The 15360-nt window shown below is 63.7% G+C and carries 16 protein-coding genes; 10 read left to right on the top strand and 6 right to left on the bottom strand.

The annotated features are described in order from the left end of the window. Nucleotides 1-12: 12 nt before the first annotated feature. Nucleotides 13-1350: an MFS transporter gene (locus tag AC4D2M_RS00675; protein WP_490889108.1), complete on the top strand. Its 1338-nt coding sequence runs from the start codon at nt 13-15 to the stop codon at nt 1348-1350. A gap of 77 nt (nt 1351-1427) precedes the next feature. On the opposite strand, the gene AC4D2M_RS00670 is transcribed toward AC4D2M_RS00675, so the two are convergent. Next, nucleotides 1428-2099 carry a TetR/AcrR family transcriptional regulator gene (locus tag AC4D2M_RS00670; RefSeq protein ID WP_490889107.1) on the bottom strand — a complete coding sequence of 224 codons (672 nt, stop codon included), beginning with the start codon at nt 2097-2099 and terminating at the stop codon, nt 1428-1430. 150 nt (nt 2100-2249) lie between these two features. Between AC4D2M_RS00670 and AC4D2M_RS00665 the strand changes: the two genes are divergently transcribed. Both AC4D2M_RS00665 and AC4D2M_RS00660 read left to right on the top strand, forming a co-directional pair. Continuing rightward, complete coding sequence (locus AC4D2M_RS00665; RefSeq protein ID WP_490889105.1) at nt 2250-3125, top strand: DNA-formamidopyrimidine glycosylase family protein; 876 nt, start codon at nt 2250-2252, stop codon at nt 3123-3125. Between the two features lie 137 nt (nt 3126-3262). After that, on the top strand, nt 3263-3448 hold the full coding sequence (locus AC4D2M_RS00660; protein WP_490889103.1) for a hypothetical protein: 186 nt from the start codon (nt 3263-3265) through the stop codon (nt 3446-3448). 34 nt (nt 3449-3482) lie between these two features. Here AC4D2M_RS00660 and AC4D2M_RS00655 read toward each other — a convergent pair whose 3' ends face one another. Next, nucleotides 3483-4445: a serine/threonine-protein kinase gene (locus tag AC4D2M_RS00655; protein WP_490889101.1), complete on the bottom strand. Its 963-nt coding sequence runs from the start codon at nt 4443-4445 to the stop codon at nt 3483-3485. 139 nt (nt 4446-4584) lie between these two features. Continuing rightward, nucleotides 4585-5385, bottom strand: coding sequence for an alpha/beta fold hydrolase (locus AC4D2M_RS00650; RefSeq protein ID WP_490889100.1), 801 nt, complete (start codon nt 5383-5385; stop codon nt 4585-4587). A 329-nt stretch (nt 5386-5714) separates the two neighbouring features. On the opposite strand from AC4D2M_RS00650, the gene AC4D2M_RS00645 reads away from it, so the two are divergent. The 5 genes from AC4D2M_RS00645 (at nt 5715) to AC4D2M_RS00625 (ending at nt 11427) form a co-directional block, all read left to right on the top strand. Further along, a complete protein-coding gene (locus AC4D2M_RS00645; protein WP_490889098.1) occupies nt 5715-6425 on the top strand; it encodes an NUDIX hydrolase in 711 nt (236 codons plus the stop codon). Nucleotides 6426-6507: 82 nt separating this feature from the next. After that, nucleotides 6508-7809: a quinolinate synthase NadA gene (gene nadA / locus AC4D2M_RS00640; RefSeq protein ID WP_490889096.1), complete on the top strand. Its 1302-nt coding sequence runs from the start codon at nt 6508-6510 to the stop codon at nt 7807-7809. A gap of 11 nt (nt 7810-7820) precedes the next feature. Continuing rightward, nucleotides 7821-9356, top strand: coding sequence for an L-aspartate oxidase (gene nadB, locus AC4D2M_RS00635; protein ID WP_490889095.1), 1536 nt, complete (start codon nt 7821-7823; stop codon nt 9354-9356). After that, nucleotides 9353-10282, top strand: coding sequence for a carboxylating nicotinate-nucleotide diphosphorylase (nadC, locus tag AC4D2M_RS00630; protein ID WP_490889093.1), 930 nt, complete (start codon nt 9353-9355; stop codon nt 10280-10282). Before nadB ends, nadC begins: the two co-directional genes overlap by 4 nt. Beyond that, nucleotides 10279-11427, top strand: coding sequence for a cysteine desulfurase family protein (locus AC4D2M_RS00625; protein WP_490889091.1), 1149 nt, complete (start codon nt 10279-10281; stop codon nt 11425-11427). The genes nadC and AC4D2M_RS00625 overlap by 4 nt, the downstream gene beginning before the upstream one ends. Here AC4D2M_RS00625 and AC4D2M_RS00620 read toward each other — a convergent pair. Next, on the bottom strand, nt 11389-12279 hold the full coding sequence (locus AC4D2M_RS00620; protein ID WP_490889090.1) for an alpha/beta fold hydrolase: 891 nt from the start codon (nt 12277-12279) through the stop codon (nt 11389-11391). The genes AC4D2M_RS00625 and AC4D2M_RS00620 overlap by 39 nt on opposite strands. A 93-nt stretch (nt 12280-12372) precedes the next feature. Here AC4D2M_RS00620 and AC4D2M_RS00615 point away from each other — a divergent pair, with 93 nt between their 5' ends. After that, nucleotides 12373-13155, top strand: coding sequence for a hypothetical protein (locus AC4D2M_RS00615; RefSeq protein WP_490889088.1), 783 nt, complete (start codon nt 12373-12375; stop codon nt 13153-13155). A gap of 57 nt (nt 13156-13212) precedes the next feature. Here the strand turns inward: AC4D2M_RS00615 and AC4D2M_RS00610 are convergent, their stop codons facing one another. Then, entirely contained in the window at nt 13213-13404 is a 192-nt protein-coding gene (locus AC4D2M_RS00610; RefSeq protein WP_490889086.1) for a DUF2795 domain-containing protein, read from the bottom strand. 92 nt (nt 13405-13496) lie between these two features. After that, nucleotides 13497-14447 (bottom strand): oxidoreductase, encoded by a 951-nt coding sequence (locus AC4D2M_RS00605; protein ID WP_490889085.1) that lies wholly within the window; start codon nt 14445-14447, stop codon nt 13497-13499. A gap of 91 nt (nt 14448-14538) precedes the next feature. Here AC4D2M_RS00605 and AC4D2M_RS00600 point away from each other — a divergent pair, with 91 nt between their 5' ends. Then, entirely contained in the window at nt 14539-15342 is an 804-nt protein-coding gene (locus tag AC4D2M_RS00600) for a transglutaminase-like domain-containing protein (protein WP_490889083.1), read from the top strand. Nucleotides 15343-15360 lie beyond the last annotated feature (18 nt).

The raw sequence follows: 15360 nt of genomic DNA, 5'->3' as shown, positions 1-15360 counted from the left end.
CTTGGAGTAACAATGACGTCTTCAACGGCTGCCCCCCGGCAGCGTATGTCCCGGGAGGACCGCAAGGTCGTCGCCGGCACCATGGTTGGCACCACCATCGAATGGTACGACTTCTTCATCTTCGCGCAGGCAGCGGGCCTCATTTTCGCCCAGCTGTACTTCGCACCACTGAATGATGAGAACCCCGGGCTGGCACAGCTGGTTTCCTGGGCCACCATCGGTATCAGCTTCTTCTTCCGGCCGCTCGGGGCAGTAGTTGCCGGTCACCTTGGAGACCGCATCGGGCGCAAGGCGATGCTCGTCTTCACCCTGATAATGATGGGTTCAGCCACGGCGCTGATCGGCCTCCTGCCGACCTACGCCCAAATCGGGGTCGCGGCGCCCATCCTTCTGATGATCCTGCGCGTCCTCCAGGGTTTCTCGGCCGGAGGAGAGTGGGGCGGGGCTGCTCTCATGGCTGTAGAGCACGCGCCCGTGAACAAGCGCGGCTTCTGGGGCGCTTACCCGCAGATCGGTGTTCCTCTTGGAATGATCCTCGCTACGCTGGTGCTCTTCACCCTGCGTTCGTCGATGTCGGAGGAAGCCTTCCTCGACTGGGGCTGGCGTGTGCCGTTCCTGCTGTCCGTAGTACTGATCGTGGTCGGATACTTCATCCGGATGGCAGTCGCGGAGAGCCCAGTTTTCAAGGAGATGACCGAGCGGAAGCTGGAGTCGTCGGTTCCGCTCAAGGAGCTCTTCAAGCACAGCAGCAAGCAGGTTGTGCTCACGGCGGCCATCTTCATCGCGAACAACGCTGCCGGATACCTGCTGATTGCCTTCTTCTCGTCCTACGCCCAGCGCACGCTTGGTATGCCCGGAGGCCCCGTCCTGTTTGCGACTCTACTGGCGTCCTTCGGATGGCTCACCTTCACCATGTTCGGCGGGATCCTTTCCGACCGGATTGGCCGGGTGCGGACCTTCCAGATCGGATACGCCCTGGTGTTCGTTTGGATGATCCCCCTGTTCATGATGATCGATACCCAGAATATCGTTGCCTATGGGGTTGCCCTGTTTGTTCTCACTATCGGCCTCGGACTGTCCTACGGACCGATGTCGGCGATGTACGCAGAGATGTTCCCGGCGAACGTCCGGTACTCCGGGATCGGGATCGGCTATGCCTTGGGCGCGATCCTTGGCGGCGCCTTCGCTCCGCTGATCGCGGAAGCGCTCCTGACGAGCACCGGGACGTCGATTTCAATCGGCGTGTACATCATGGTCCTGTGCGTCATTTCCTTCGTCGGCGTGACCTTGGTGAAGGAAACCCGCGGGGTGCCACTGCGTGTAGCTGAACGCCACACGGAAGCAAAGTAGTACGAGAGAAGGCCGCTCCACCGCCCATAGGTAGGAATACCGGGTGCAGGTGGGGCGGCTTTCCTGCTGCCTGCGGGTTACGTTGAGTACCCGGCCGCCCGCGCCCGCAACCCGTGGATGAGCGCATCAAGGCCCATGCCGAATGCTATGTCGGCCTGCCGTTGGTCCGCGTTCTTCTTCTGTGCAGACACTGCGGAGGTGAATCGCGGATAGTGTGCTGCAAGCTGTCCTGACTCGAAGATCGTCTCAGGGGCGGTGGCATCGAAAGCGGATCCGAAAATGAAGGACTCCAACGCAATGATGGCCGGAACAATCAGGGGCTCCGGCCAGTCGGCCTTTTCGAACCCCTGGGTGAGCGCCTCATAGACGGCCAGGGTCTGGGGGGCACCGCTCACCGGCAGCACGGCGATCACCGGGATGAGCGGTGTGTGCCGGGTGAAGACATCGCGATAGGACCACGCGAACCGGCGGATGGCCTCATCCCACGGCTCGGTATCAAACCCCGATACGTCGACCTGCGTCATGACGTGGTCCTGCACCAGAATCAATACATCGCCCTTGGACTCGACGTGGTTGTATAACGACGACGGGGCCACCTTCAGTGCACGCGCAAGGGAGGACATGGTCAGCCCCTCATACCCGCGGGCTTCGATGAGCGTGAGGGCGGCCCGGGTGATCGCCTCCTGGGAGAGGATCCTGTTCAGCGGCCTGCCGGCTGATCGACGGGTAGAACCGGTTGCGCTGACCATTGCCTGTGTTCCTGAATCCTTCCCAGTCCGGAGCGGAGATGCTCCCTCACCTACACGGTAATGGAAGACCTCCTGCGGTGTTGCCCGCCCGACACAGACGGCGCGTGGCCGCCGCCCCATGGGCAACGTGTCCGCTGCTACCGTAGTGCCATGCCGGAGATGCCTGAGGTTCAGGGGCTCGCCCAGTTCCTGGCCAGCAAACTGGTTCCCGACGACGGCGCACCCGCTCGTGTACGGGACATTCAGCTTGGCTCCTTCGCCGTGCTCAAGACGGCTGAGGTGCCGCTTTCAGCGGCGTCCTCCATGAAATTCACCAGCGTTGACAGGCGGGGTAAATTCCTCATCCTGAGTCTGGAGGGTGTGCACCTCGTGATGCATCTGGCGCGCGCCGGGTGGCTTCGGTGGTCCGATTCCGTTCCCGACACCCTTCTGCGGCCTGGGAAAGGCCCGATAGCGCTCCGGCTGAGGTGCACCGAACCTTCAGGCTATGGGTTTGACCTCACCGAGGCCGGCACCAAGAAGTCAGCCGCGGTCTACCTTGTGCGTGATGTCGCCGAGGTCCCGGGCGTAAGCAGGTTGGGTCCCGAAGCGCTGGATGTGGGGCAGGAACAGTTCGTGGCGATGCTGCACGGACACCGCAGCCAACTAAAAGGCGTGCTGCGTGATCAATCGTTCATTGCGGGGATCGGCAACGCCTATAGCGACGAAATCCTGCATGCCGCAAGGCTCTCTCCGTTTACGCTGGCGGCCAACCTCAGTGACGAGCAGTTGGCCGCGTTGCACAACGCCATGCACTCGGTTCTGGGAGCCGCCATCAGTGCAGCTGCCGGCAAACCAGCGAAGGAGTTGAAGGATGCAAAGCGGCGCGAAATGAAAGTGCACGGTAGAACCGGTGAGCCCTGCCCCGTGTGCGGGGACACCGTTCGTGAGGTGTCATTCGCCGATTCAGCGCTCCAGTACTGCCCGACGTGCCAGACGGGGGGCAAACCGCTTGCGGACCGGCGAACCTCCAAATTTCTGAAGTGACCGAGCACCTCTACATCTTCTGATGTGGACGCCGATGCCGGTTCGAGGGCTGTTGCTGATGGCCTGCCCTTTTGTTGCTCCACCGGGAACCCTAAGATCGAGAGTGTAAGGATCCGGTTCCAACTACGGAGGTCATCATGACAAGTGAACCAAGCGACCGCGCGCAGGACGACCAAGGCGAGGATTCGTCGCACACGGAGCCGGAGGGAACCATTCCCAACACGGAAGACGGTGTTGGCGTCACCACCACTGAGGAGCCGAGCAGCTTCGAACCTGAGGAAGACACCGGGAAGGACTCCGAAGAGGGCGGCAGCCAGCAGTAACCGCGTCAAGTCTCATTTTGTTAGAGCGAAGAAGCTAGCCCAGGGATGGCGCCCGCGACGGCGGTGCCGGGATATGCACGTTTCCGGTGGTCACGCCGCCTGTGATGACGTCGGGAGTGTCTGGTAGCGCCTCATGGGGGGTATGTAGGTTTAGTGTCATGGCGCCGTCGTCGTTGTCGGAACCCAGCGCGCGTAGGGCCACTGCGACCTCATGCGCGTCGGGGCGGGCCTGGGGGTCCCTGGCGGTCATGCGGGTCAGCAACTGAACCCAATCGGAGCTGAGATGCTCGGGAATCTCGGGGTCCCGCAGCAGGCGGGCGACGGCCGCTTCGACAACCGGCCCAGGAAACGCTTTCTCACCGGTGAGGCACTCGAGGAGCACCAGGCCAAGCGAGTAGATGTCGGTGCGAGGTTCAACAGAGATACCCTCGGCCTGCTCCGGACTGAGGTAGTTCGCCGTGCCGATAGTGGCGCCGTGCGCGGTGGAGTGCGTGGCTTCCATCATTCGTGCGATGCCGAAATCGGTGAGCTTGGGGTAGAGCCGCGTTTCATGTTCACCTGAGTGGTACATGAGGATGTTCGCCGGTTTCACATCACGGTGAATGACACCCTGAGAATGGATATACGCCAGTGCATCCGCGAGGTCCGCGCCCAGTTGCGCTACATGCTCGGAAGGTAGCGCGCCCGACTTCAGCAATTTCCGCAGATCCAGACCGTCCACCAGTTCCATGACCAGGAAGCTGGTGGTCTTGCCGGTTCCGTCCTCTTGGAGCCCGGCGTCATGAAGTGTTACCAGTCCGGGATGGTTCAACGTCGACAGCAGCATCGTTTCGGTGTGCTGGCGCTTGTAGTCATCATCATCAGAGGTGGTGGGGTTGAAGACCTTGATCGCCACGTCCCGGCCGAGGTTTCGGTCCAATGCCCGAAACACCGAGGCTGCGCCGCCGGTACCAATCAATTCGATGGGTTGGTACCGTTCGGCCAGGAGTTCATCCACGTGAGACCTCCGGGGAAGAAAGAAAGTTATAAATGGTGAAAAACAGGTGATAAGCATGCTGATCACCTTGTGAATCCTACCCTGTTCAGGGCAACGCGAAAGACAGCCCCGCGGCGAGGGATTAAACGTTCGACAATTGTTATGTTGCGAGGAAGCGGATTGCCGCGCTTTTGAAGGTCCGGGATGTGACTGCGTTGGTATGGGTGCGCCCGGGCAGCCAAACTATCTCCGCCTGGCCGCTCAGTTCGGCCAGATCCGGAAGCGTGCGTGCGCGTTCATCCTGGTCCCCGGCCACCAGCAGTAGGGGCATGTGCGGGACGGCATCTGACGGAACGAAGGGCTCCCGTTTGATGGCCTCGATCATGGTGAGCAGCGCGAAAACGTCGTTTGTCGGGATGAGACGTGCCATGCGGAGAAGCTCGCTGGTTGACTGGTCCTCGATGGGGGTTCCGTCGGTCAAGAACTGCTGCGCGGCCGCAAGGTCGAACGCGGCCAAGGGGTCACCGGTTCCCGGTCCGCCCAGCACCATCCGGTGCACCAGTTCCGGCTGTGTAGCGCCAAACTCCCAGGCGAGCCGCGAGCCCAGCGAGTAGCCGATGATGTCGACGCCGCTATCCGGGTGATCGTCGACAAGGGGACGGACATGCGCATCCAGCAGGATCTGCAGCAGGTCGGCGCGGATGCGGCTGGGGGAGTAGGCGTCCATCTCTTCCGGAGCGGCGCTTGAACCATGACCAGGCAAATCCAAGGTGATGACTTTCCGGCCCGCGTCCGTCAGTGCACGCACCCAGCCGGAATCTTCCCAGTTGAGCTTGGCAGAGGACGCAAATCCGTGAAGGAGCAGGAGGGGCCTCAGCGCAGACGCGGAAGCTGGCTCATGAACAACTACATTCAGCCCCGGATTCGTCCCCTCGACAAGATGATCGCTGTGTCGTCCCATGCGTTCCTCCCGGGTTCTCCTCGCTGCGGCTGTTCTCTGAACTCTAGCGCCCCGGGCGCGACTGGCCGGGAAAAGAAAAAGCGGCAGAGAACTGTGCTCCATTGAACAGATCTCCGCCGCCCGGCCAGCAGTGGCCAACTCATGTGACTTTAGTCACCGCTCGTAGGGTAAAGCAAATCCGGAACGGGCATTCCCATCCAGTTCCCAGAATCGTGAGGTATAGACGGCGCCATAGCGGCCGATTCGCTCCTCATCGGCGGGGGGTCTACAATTAGTTATAGTCACTTTGACCATAACTAGTCGGGACGGATCTGCAAGGGAGGTGCCGGATGAGCACAGCGTCAGCCAACGTCTCCGAGCGGAGTCAGCAGCCGCCGTCGTTGGCTATCTCTACGGTCATTTTCGGCCTGCGCCCCAGCGAAGCCTCCGGCCGCCCCACATTGTGGTTGCCGCTGGTCCGGCGCATCCGCCAGCCGTATCTTGGCCAGTGGGCGTTGCCCGGCGGGCCCCTGGCGCATTCCGAGTCCCTGCAGGACGCGGCGTCGCGCAACCTGCTTGAAACCACCGGCCTGGCGCCCCGGTACCTTGAGCAGCTGTACGCCTTCGGAGGCCTGCATCGATCCGTCGGCCAGCGTCTGGTGTCCATCGTTTATTGGGCGCTCGTACAACCCGACGAGGCGGCGTTGACGCGGGAGTCGGAGAACGTTCGGTGGTTTCGGGCAGATCGGCTGGAGCGGCTCGCGTTCGACCACAACGAGATTGTCGACTACGCGCTCTGGCGGCTGCGCAACAAAATGGAGTACGGCTCCATCGCCTACCACCTCCTCGGGGAACGCTTCACGCTGGCGCAGGTCCGCGAGGTTTACGAGGCGGTGCTGGACAAGGAACTTGATCCGGCGAATTTCCGCCGCCAGCTCCGTGCAACACCGCACATCGAGCCCACCGAGGACTACCTCACCGGCACGCGTCACCGGCCACCGCGGCTCTACCGTTACGCCGGGCCCGTGCCTGACGGCAATGCGTCAGCCGCAGCAGGCTGAAGCGCCGTGACGCTGAACCTCCACCCGACCCCATCGAGTACCCACCGGCTTACACAAGCCCGTTTCCATCAGGGAGAGTCCCATGTCGAGCATTAATACCGCCATTCAGCTCATGACGCGCGAGGACGCGGAGCGATCAGGAGCACGGGGCGGAACGTGCAGTCCTGAGCTCGCGAAGAACCCCTGGGAATTCGACATTCCCGCCAGCCCGGTACAGGGTCCTGATTACGGCCCCGGTGCTTCGATGCAGGACATCGCTCCGGCTTCGACTCCCCGTCAGGGTGCCCTGCCCGAGGAGTACCGGCTTGCCGGTGAGGCGGAACTCGAAGCGCGCATCCTTGCAGCGAAGGAAAGGCTCGGTGACCGCCTCGTCATCCTCGGCCACTTCTACCAGCGTGACGAGGTTGTGAGGCATGCAGACTTCGTGGGCGATTCATTCCAGCTTGCGAACGCTGCGCTGACCCGTCCGGATGCTGAAGCCATCGTGTTCTGCGGGGTGCACTTCATGGCCGAAACAGCCGACATCCTCTCCCGGTCGGATCAGGACGTGATCCTGCCCAACCTTGCCGCAGGCTGCTCGATGGCGGACATGGCTGATGCCGATTCGGTCACCGAGTGCTGGGAGCAGCTCGAAGAGCTTTTCGGATCAGAACCCGACGAGGCCGGCCGCCAACCGGTCATCCCCGTCACCTACATGAACTCCTCCGCTGCGCTCAAGGCATTCTGCGGACGGAACGGCGGCATCGTCTGTACCTCCTCCAACGCCGCCACAGTGCTCGAATGGGCCTTCGAGCGCGGCCAGCGGGTTCTGTTCTTCCCGGACCAGCATCTTGGACGCAACACGGCGAAGGCAATGGGCGTGCCACTCGACCAGATGCCCATGTGGAACCCCCGCAAGGCGCTCGGCGGAAATTCCGAGCAGGAGCTGCTGGATTCGCGGGTGATCCTCTGGCACGGCTTCTGCTCCGTCCACAAGAGGTTCACCGTCAACCAGATCGAGCAGGCGCGCACCGAGTACCCGGGCGTCCGCGTAATAGTGCACCCGGAATGCCCCATGCCTGTGGTCGATGCTGCGGACGAAGCCGGTTCCACGGACTACATCCGGAAAGCTATCGCCGCGGCAGCTCCAGGCACCACTTTTGCGGTGGGTACGGAGATCAACATGGTGAACAGGCTTGCCGCTGAGTACCCCGAGCACACCATCTTCTGTCTCGACCCGGTCATCTGCCCGTGCTCCACGATGTACCGCATTCACCCCGGATATCTGGCCTGGGTACTTGAGGGTCTTGTAGCAGGAGAAGTCCGTAACCGGATCACGGTGGATTCCGACGTGGCGACTCATGCACGAGTGGCACTGGAACGGATGCTGGCGGCCAAGCCGTGAATCATGTCCTCGTGATCGGCAGCGGTATTGCCGGGTTGTACACGGCGTTGGAACTGCGCCGGCGTTCGGACGTGCACGTCACGATTCTTGCCAAGGCCGCCGTTGCCGAGAGCAATACCTGGTACGCCCAGGGCGGCATAGCGGCGGTCCTTGCCGGGTCAGCGCCGTTCGACAGTTCCCTGATTGGGGCAGTGCCGGCGGGGGAGGACAGCGTCGGGTCCCACGTGGCAGACACCCTTGCGGCGGGTGCGGGGCACTGTGACGAAGAAGCAGCGCGCGTGCTGTCTTCCGGCGCGGCGGCGGGTATCAGGAGGCTGATCGAGCTCGGTGTGCTCCTCGACCGCACCGCCGACGGACACCTGGCTTTCGGGCGGGAAGCGGCGCACGCAGCACCGCGCATCCTCCACATTGGCGGTGACGCAACCGGAGCGGGAATTGGGGCTCCGCTTATCCGTGCTGTCCAGGCGGATCCGGGTATCAGCCTGGAGGAACACGCCTTCGCCGCCGACCTCGTCATGGACGGCGGGAAGGTGACGGGCGCCGTCGTTCTCCGCGCCGGTGAGCTTCAGAGCGTGTCCGCTGACGCCGTCGTGCTCGCAACGGGCGGTGCTGGAGGTATTTTCGAGCACAGCACAAATCCGTCAGTCGCCACGGGCGACGGCGTTGCCGCCGCCTGGCGGGCAGGTGCGGCTGTAGCGGACCTCGAGTTTTTCCAGTTCCATCCAACATCGCTCAACGTTCCCGGGCACCCGCTCATTTCCGAGGCGGTGCGCGGCGAGGGAGCGGTGCTCAGGGACGGGACCGGGCACAGATTCATGGCCGACTACCATCCCGCCGGTGAGCTGGCGCCACGGGATGTGGTTTCCCGGAGCATAGCGCTGCACCTCGCGCGCTCCGGCGGTAGGGAAGTGTTCCTCGATGCGACCTCGCTCGGCGGTGAGTTCCTGGCCAAGCGGTTTCCCACCCTGACCGCGGTGACCAGGCAAGCCGGGTTCGACTGGGGGCGCGACGTGCTGCCGGTGGTTCCGGCGGCGCACTACTGGATGGGCGGAGTGGTCACGGACACCGAAGGCCGGACGTCCCTGCCGGGACTGTATGCCGTGGGAGAGGTTGCCCGAACAGGGGTGCACGGCGCCAACCGGCTTGCGTCCAATTCGCTGCTGGAGGGGCTGGTCTTCGGTGCACGGGCCGCGGAGGCGATTGTCGCCACGCCTGCGGCCTGGCCAACCGTTGAAGCTGAGACGCTCACGCTGGCACCGGGTCCGCTGAAGGCTGCCCGGAACGACGTGCTGCGCGTCATGTCCGAACACGTTTCCATCCTTCGCGAGGATGCCGGCCTCCGCGTTGCCTCCAAGCAGCTCGCCGAATGGCATTCCACCGGTACCTCGCTCGGGGAGAGAGAGACTGCGAACCTGTTGCTCTGCTCCCGGCTCATCGCCTCGGCAGCACTCGCGCGCAAGGAATCGCGTGGAGCTCATTACCGTGCCGATTTCCCCGCCACCTCCGAGCCTTCGGGCAGCCCCATCATCCTGAGGAGCACCTCATGACTTTTGCACCAGCCGGACCGTCTGCCGCTGACGTCGACCGCATCGTTGCGGCTGCGCTCGCCGAAGATGCGCCCTGGGGAGACGTGACATCCCAGACGCTCATACCCGGAGAAACACGCGCAGACGCGGCCGTCATTGCACGAGAACCGGGCGTCTTCTGCGGCGAGCAGGTCATTGAGGCCGCCATGCGCCTGACGGACCCGGGGATCCAGGTCACGTTCGAGGTCCGCGACGGGGACGCGTTCGACGCCGGTGCCGTGCTGGCTGCCGTGTCCGGCCCCGCACGGTCCGTCCTCACTGCCGAGCGTGTGGCACTTAACCTGGCACAGCGCCTGAGCGGTATTGCGACGCTCACAGGCCGCTTCGTTGCAGAGGTGGCCGGAACCGGCGCCCGCGTGGTGGACACTCGAAAGACGACTCCGGGGCTGCGGGTTCTTGAACGGTATGCGGTGCGCTGCGGCGGGGGGGCCAATCACCGTTTCAGCCTCTCCGACGCCGTCATGGCCAAGGATAATCACCTTGCTGTACTGACGCAGGGCGGTGCGGTCGATGTAACCGACGCACTGCGTGCTGCGCGCCGGCGCCTGCCGCATACCGTCCATTTCGAAGTCGAGGTGGACCGTCTCGACCAGGTGGAACCGGTACTCGCCGCCGGCGTGGATACGATCATGCTCGACAACTTCAGTCTTGAAGACCTTGAAGCCGGAGTCAAACAGATTGCCGGGCGGGCACTCGTGGAAGCGAGCGGCAACGTGCGGTTGGAAACCATCGGTGCCATTGCACGCACAGGTGTAGACATTATTTCGTCGGGAGCGCTGACCCACAGCGTCCGGGCGCTGGATCTCGGCCTCGACATCCGAATCGGGACGCCCGCGTTCGGTGCAGGAGGCCAGCACAGTCACACCAATTCGGACGGTGTGCGGTGATTTACCTCGACGCAGCTGCCACCACCGAAGTACGTCGGGAGGTGCTGGAAGCCATGTGGCCGCTGCTCACTACCGAGTACGGGAACCCATCCAGTCACCACACTGTGGGTGAGGCTGCCGCACGGGCGCTGGATTATGCGCGCCGGCTGGTAGCGGCGGAGCTGAACTGCAAAGCGAATGACGTCGTCTTTACCTCGGGCGGCACGGAGGCGGACAATCTTGCAATCAAGGGGATTGCACTGGCGCGGCCCAGGGGGAGACATATCGTTGCGTCGGCGATCGAGCATCCGGCCGTGCTCGAAACGCTGGACTACCTCGAGCGGCTGCACAACTTCCGGATCACCCTCCTTCCTGTGACCGCGGAGGGCCTCGTGGAGGAAGGAACACTCCGCGCGGCCCTGACCGAAGAGACCACGCTGTGCACGCTGATGTACGCAAACAACGAGGTCGGAACCGTGCAGTCCATCCCTGCGTTGGCGGCAGTGTGCCGTGAGCAGGGCGTGCCCTTCCACACCGATGCTGTGCAGGCCGCCGGATGGCTGCCGCTGGATACCGTCGAGCTTGGTGTGGATGCGATGAGCATCTCCGGTCACAAGCTCGGTGCACCGAAAGGCTGCGGCGTCCTGTTCGTGCGCTCGCGGCTTCCGTTGGAGCCGCTGGTGCATGGGGGCGGGCAGGAGCGCGGGAAGAGGTCCGGTACCGAGAACGTTGCGGGTGCGGTGGCACTCGCAACGGCGTTACGGCTGGCGCAGCAGGAGCGGGTTGCTCATTCAGCTGCCTCGGTAGCGCGCCGGAACCATGTGGTTGACTCGGTGCTCGGCGGAGTGGACGGCGCCCTTCTGACCGGACACAGGACGCAGAGGCTGCCGAATATCGCCTCGTTCTGTTTCCCGGGCGCCAGCGGTGAGGCGATCCTCCTCGAACTCGAACGTGCGGGCGTGGTGTCCTCAAGTGGATCGGCATGCGCCGCGGGTGCCAGCGAGCCCTCCGCGGTGCTGCTGGCACTGGGCCTGGAAGCCGAGGTCGCCCAGACCGCACTGCGCCTGTCCTGGACAGCTGCAACGACCGATGCAGAGATCGCGCTCGCCGCACGAGCCGTCGTCTCGTCAGTCAAGACCGTTCAGGGGCTGGGCAGCCGCGCGTAGGGTCGTGAGCAGTGCGGCGGTGCGGTCCGCATCCTCAAGATGCGCAAAGTGCCCGGAACCGGCCAGCACCACGCTTCGGGCATGCGGGATGAGGTTCGCAAGCGCGCGGAGTTCGGACGGTTGGGTGAAGATGTCCCTGCTTCCCCGGGCAAGAATTGTCGGCGCTGCGATGGATTGCCAGGTGCCGACGTCGTACTTTCTCAGCGCGCCCGCGGCAGCAATGAATGATGCCGGCCGGGCGTCTACTGCCAGATCAACGAATACCTGACGCTGCAGCAGGTACGGACGGGCGAATAACGGGCTCAGGATGAGACGGAGAAGTCCTAAGCGCTCCACGATGCGAAGTAGCCCAGGCGCCATGCCTCCGAGCGCACGCAGAATGACCATGAGCCCGTACATGCCGACAAGCGGCGCCATGGCGGGATAGCGGAACGGCTGGTTCAAAGCTGCGACGGCAGTCAGCGCGGTTGGGGAGAGGGCGACGACGGCATAGGTCTCGGCCGGATATGACGCTGCGATATCCAGTGCAAGAACTGCTCCCATCGAGTGGCCGAAGAGGTACCACCTCCGGTAGTTGAGCTCTCTCAGCGCTTCCACGACGGCTGCGCTCTGCTGCTCAACCGTGAAGGGGAACCGGCCCGGGGAATCGCCCCAGCCGGGGAGATCAACAAAGACCCGATCACTGCGTTCCCGCACCGCGTGGTCGTCAGCCAGCGCGCGGAAGGAACGCCACGAACCGGATGCGCCGTGCAGGAACACCCACGGTGGTGCGTCGGGGTCTGTGACCGAATGCGAACCGCGATGAATGCGAATCGCGACCGGCCCCAGCGAGGTCTGGACTAAGCGCTTCATGGTAGTGATTCTGCGCCACGCCTGCCGCGGATGCCTCCAGACGGCTCACTTCACTGCATAGAGTGGAAGCAGGGCTACTCGGAAGGATCGAATATGACGCGACCTGTGAGGTTTGGTCTCCTCGGTGCTGTCACACTTCTTGCCGTTACCGCGACGATCACCGGGTGTGAGGACTTTGAGATCGGTGATCGTCCGCCAGCCAGCCCTTCTGTGAGTGCCGCCGCCGAGAGTCCGGCTCCGGCAACAGCCAGCCCGACCCCTATTGCGCTCCCGATGCTTCCGGAACGGGCGGCGCCGGGTGACGGGTGGACCGCGTTCACGGACGAGCAACGGTTCGTCAGTTTCGAGCTGCCGGAGGACTGGACGGTAGAGGTGATCGAGAACCCGGGCGAAGGGTTCGGTGAGGGCGGTATGCACTTCGAAGTGTCCAATGCCGACGGCGCCACCGTGGCTGAACTGCACACCCGGATAACCCCGCCGTCGGAGGAGTGTGCAGCGGACGCCGCAAGTCCCTACATTGTGCTGAGCAGCGAGCCCGTTGACATCCCGTCGACAGCAGAAGCAGAGGGCTCCATTGAGCCACGCTTCGTAGTACGGCTGATCCAGGGGTACAGGTTCTTCAGTTCGTATGGGATTACGGACATGGTTGGTGGAGCGGATGGTGCGGCGTGCGTTCTCCACAACACCGTCCAGGGGCCGGACCACATCGGGCTGTACTCCTTCGGGGACAGCATCCAGCTTCGTGCCCTGGAGCCGGCGCAGGTCGGTTCCCGAACCGCCTCCTTTGCGACCATCGCGGAGGCTCAGAAGCGGTTCGGTCAGAAGGACTTTGACCAGATACGCAGGATGATCTTGTCGCTCCAGGTAGCGAGTTGAATCCTCACGTCGATTGTCACTCCCGGATGATCCAAACTCCGGCAGGCGGGGGAGTTCCTACTTGGAAACGGCCTTGCTGACATCGGCGGGCGACTCGTACTCCTTGTCGGGAATGCCCCTCAGCGATTCGAGCACGTTGTCGTCCGCACCGGAACTTTCGGCGTTGCTGATGAGGTCGTCCTTCTTCGCGGGGTAGCTGACGCCGCCGAGGGCCTTCTGGATGTCGATCGGGCTGGGTGAATCAGCCATGGTGTTCCTTTCGCTCGGTTTCGGGCTACGGAGCAGCCGCTGCAGGCAGCTCCGCGGCACGAACAAACAGTATGCTTACCATTCGCCTCTGATCAAGGGCCGGACTGGAAATCAGAACCAAGGCCGGCGGGAAGGCTGTCGTAGGTCACCCCGGTAAGTTCCTCACTGACTGCCCACAGCCTCGCGGCGACAGCCTCGTCGAGCACCGACGGAGAGGGAGCAACGAGAACCGGGGTCCCGCGGGTTTCGCCGGGTCCGTTCGGGCCGTAGTAGTCGCCGCCGTGCACCTGCGCGCCGGTGGCAGCCAGGAGGATCGGCTTTGCGCCCTCTGCATCCGATTGGCCCATCAGCCGGAAAAAACCGCCCATCAAATCGAGAACTGCCGCGCCACGCATCCCAGCGGTGAGGTTGGTCGTGGACAACCCGGGATGTGCGGCAACGGCGATCAGCGGCCAGCCGGCAGCGCGTACCCGGCGGTCGAGTTCCATCGTGAACAGCAGATTGGCGAGCTTGCTCTGGTTGTAGGCCTTCCACGGCCGATACCGGGAATGGGCATTGAGGTCCTGGAAGTCAATCCGCCCGCGCCTGTGAGCCAGCGAGGAGACAGTGACCACCCTCGCCGAGGGCGACTGGCGGAGTGCGTTCAGCAGCAGTCCGGTCAGCGCGAAATGACCCAGGTGGTTGATGCCGAACTGCTGCTCAAAGCCGTCAGCCGTGCGCCTCAGCGGTGTGGCCATCATCCCTGCATTGTTGACCAGAAGATCCAGCGGACCGGCCCAGTCGCGACTGAAGGACCGGATCGACCCAAGATCTGCGAGGTCGAGCTGCCGCAGGGTCAGTGACGCGCTTCCGGACGCGTCGCGCGCCCGCTGCAGGGCGGCCGCACCCCGCTCCTCGTTGCGGCACGCGAGAACCACTGACGCCCCGCGCCGGGCCAGACCAATGGCGGTTTGCAGCCCGAGGCCGCTGTTGGCGCCGGTGACAACAGCGGTCAGCCCATCCAGACTGGACTCTCCGGACGTGTCGTTGATTGAGTGATTCACAAAGTGCGCCTTTCTCGTCGTACCGTGTTACAGCCAGTGTTTCAGACCGGCACAGTCCACGCTCACCGAGATCCGCCAGGAGCTTCGCCGAATGAATCGAACCGTTACGGCTCACCTGACCGCCCAGGCACGGGCCAACACATCGATTGCCTTCTCTGTGGCGGTTGCCCGGAATGCCGGGTATTCATCCGTTGACGAAGTCTTCGAGGTCACGGCCGACGGGGAACCGGTGGCGCTCACGCCCGTCGGGGACCTCCATGGGGGAGTCCTGCATACGCTCACGCTCGAGCGGCCCGCAACGCTTGAACTGAACTACCGTGCGGAGGTCTCGGGCACAGCCGCCGCCGCTGAAAAGGACGACGCCGACCTCATCCGCTATGTGCGCCCCAGCCGCTACTGCGAATCGGACCGTCTGCTGCCGTCGTCGTACGCCCTGTTCGGAAGTATGCAGGGCGGTGAACTGTTGTCGGCCGTGCGGGAGTGGGTGAGCGGGAACCTCAGCTATGTCTCCGGCTCATCCCGCCACACGGACGGCGCCACGGACACGATGCTGTCCCGCCGCGGCGTCTGCCGTGATTACGCTCACCTGGTGATTTCGCTGTTGCGGGCCAAGGATGTCCCCGCCCGACTGGTGTCCGTCTATGCCCCGGGGTTGACCCCGATGGACTTCCACGCGGTGGTGGAGGCATGGGTGGATGGGGCGTGGCATGTCGTCGACGCAACCGGCCTCGCACCGCGGACCAACCTCCTGCGCATTGCAACAGGACGCGACGCCGCAGATACGGCTTTCCTGTCCACCGTCGGTGGCAGCCTCACGCTGGACACACTCACGGTCACCGCTACGTCAAGCACCCTGCACGACGACGACGGCGCCTCGCTGGTGCAACTCAACTAGCGTGCATCCAGCCGACCG

It is taken from the genome of Arthrobacter sp. TJ-270 (assembly GCF_058269075.1).
Note: the sequence above shows the minus strand (reverse complement) of the source record. Positions and strands in the feature narration are given on the sequence as shown.

What these genes read in the sequence shown, in the direction of transcription:
- AC4D2M_RS00665 (WP_490889105.1), top strand. Translation starts at nt 2,250, where the DNA reads ATGCCGGAGATGCCTGAGGTTCAGGGGCTCGCCCAGTTCCTGGCCAGC.
- AC4D2M_RS00650 (WP_490889100.1), bottom strand. Translation starts at nt 5,385, where the DNA reads ATGGGACGACACAGCGATCATCTTGTCGAGGGGACGAATCCGGGGCTG.
- AC4D2M_RS00620 (WP_490889090.1), bottom strand. Translation starts at nt 12,279, where the DNA reads ATGAAGCGCTTAGTCCAGACCTCGCTGGGGCCGGTCGCGATTCGCATT.
- AC4D2M_RS00660 (WP_490889103.1), top strand. Translation starts at nt 3,263, where the DNA reads ATGACAAGTGAACCAAGCGACCGCGCGCAGGACGACCAAGGCGAGGAT.
- AC4D2M_RS00610 (WP_490889086.1), bottom strand. Translation starts at nt 13,404, where the DNA reads ATGGCTGATTCACCCAGCCCGATCGACATCCAGAAGGCCCTCGGCGGC.
- nadA (WP_490889096.1), top strand. Translation starts at nt 6,508, where the DNA reads ATGTCGAGCATTAATACCGCCATTCAGCTCATGACGCGCGAGGACGCG.
- AC4D2M_RS00670 (WP_490889107.1), bottom strand. Translation starts at nt 2,099, where the DNA reads ATGGTCAGCGCAACCGGTTCTACCCGTCGATCAGCCGGCAGGCCGCTG.
- nadC (WP_490889093.1), top strand. Translation starts at nt 9,353, where the DNA reads ATGACTTTTGCACCAGCCGGACCGTCTGCCGCTGACGTCGACCGCATC.
- AC4D2M_RS00645 (WP_490889098.1), top strand. Translation starts at nt 5,715, where the DNA reads ATGAGCACAGCGTCAGCCAACGTCTCCGAGCGGAGTCAGCAGCCGCCG.
- AC4D2M_RS00600 (WP_490889083.1), top strand. Translation starts at nt 14,539, where the DNA reads ATGAATCGAACCGTTACGGCTCACCTGACCGCCCAGGCACGGGCCAAC.
- AC4D2M_RS00675 (WP_490889108.1), top strand. Translation starts at nt 13, where the DNA reads ATGACGTCTTCAACGGCTGCCCCCCGGCAGCGTATGTCCCGGGAGGAC.
- AC4D2M_RS00615 (WP_490889088.1), top strand. Translation starts at nt 12,373, where the DNA reads ATGACGCGACCTGTGAGGTTTGGTCTCCTCGGTGCTGTCACACTTCTT.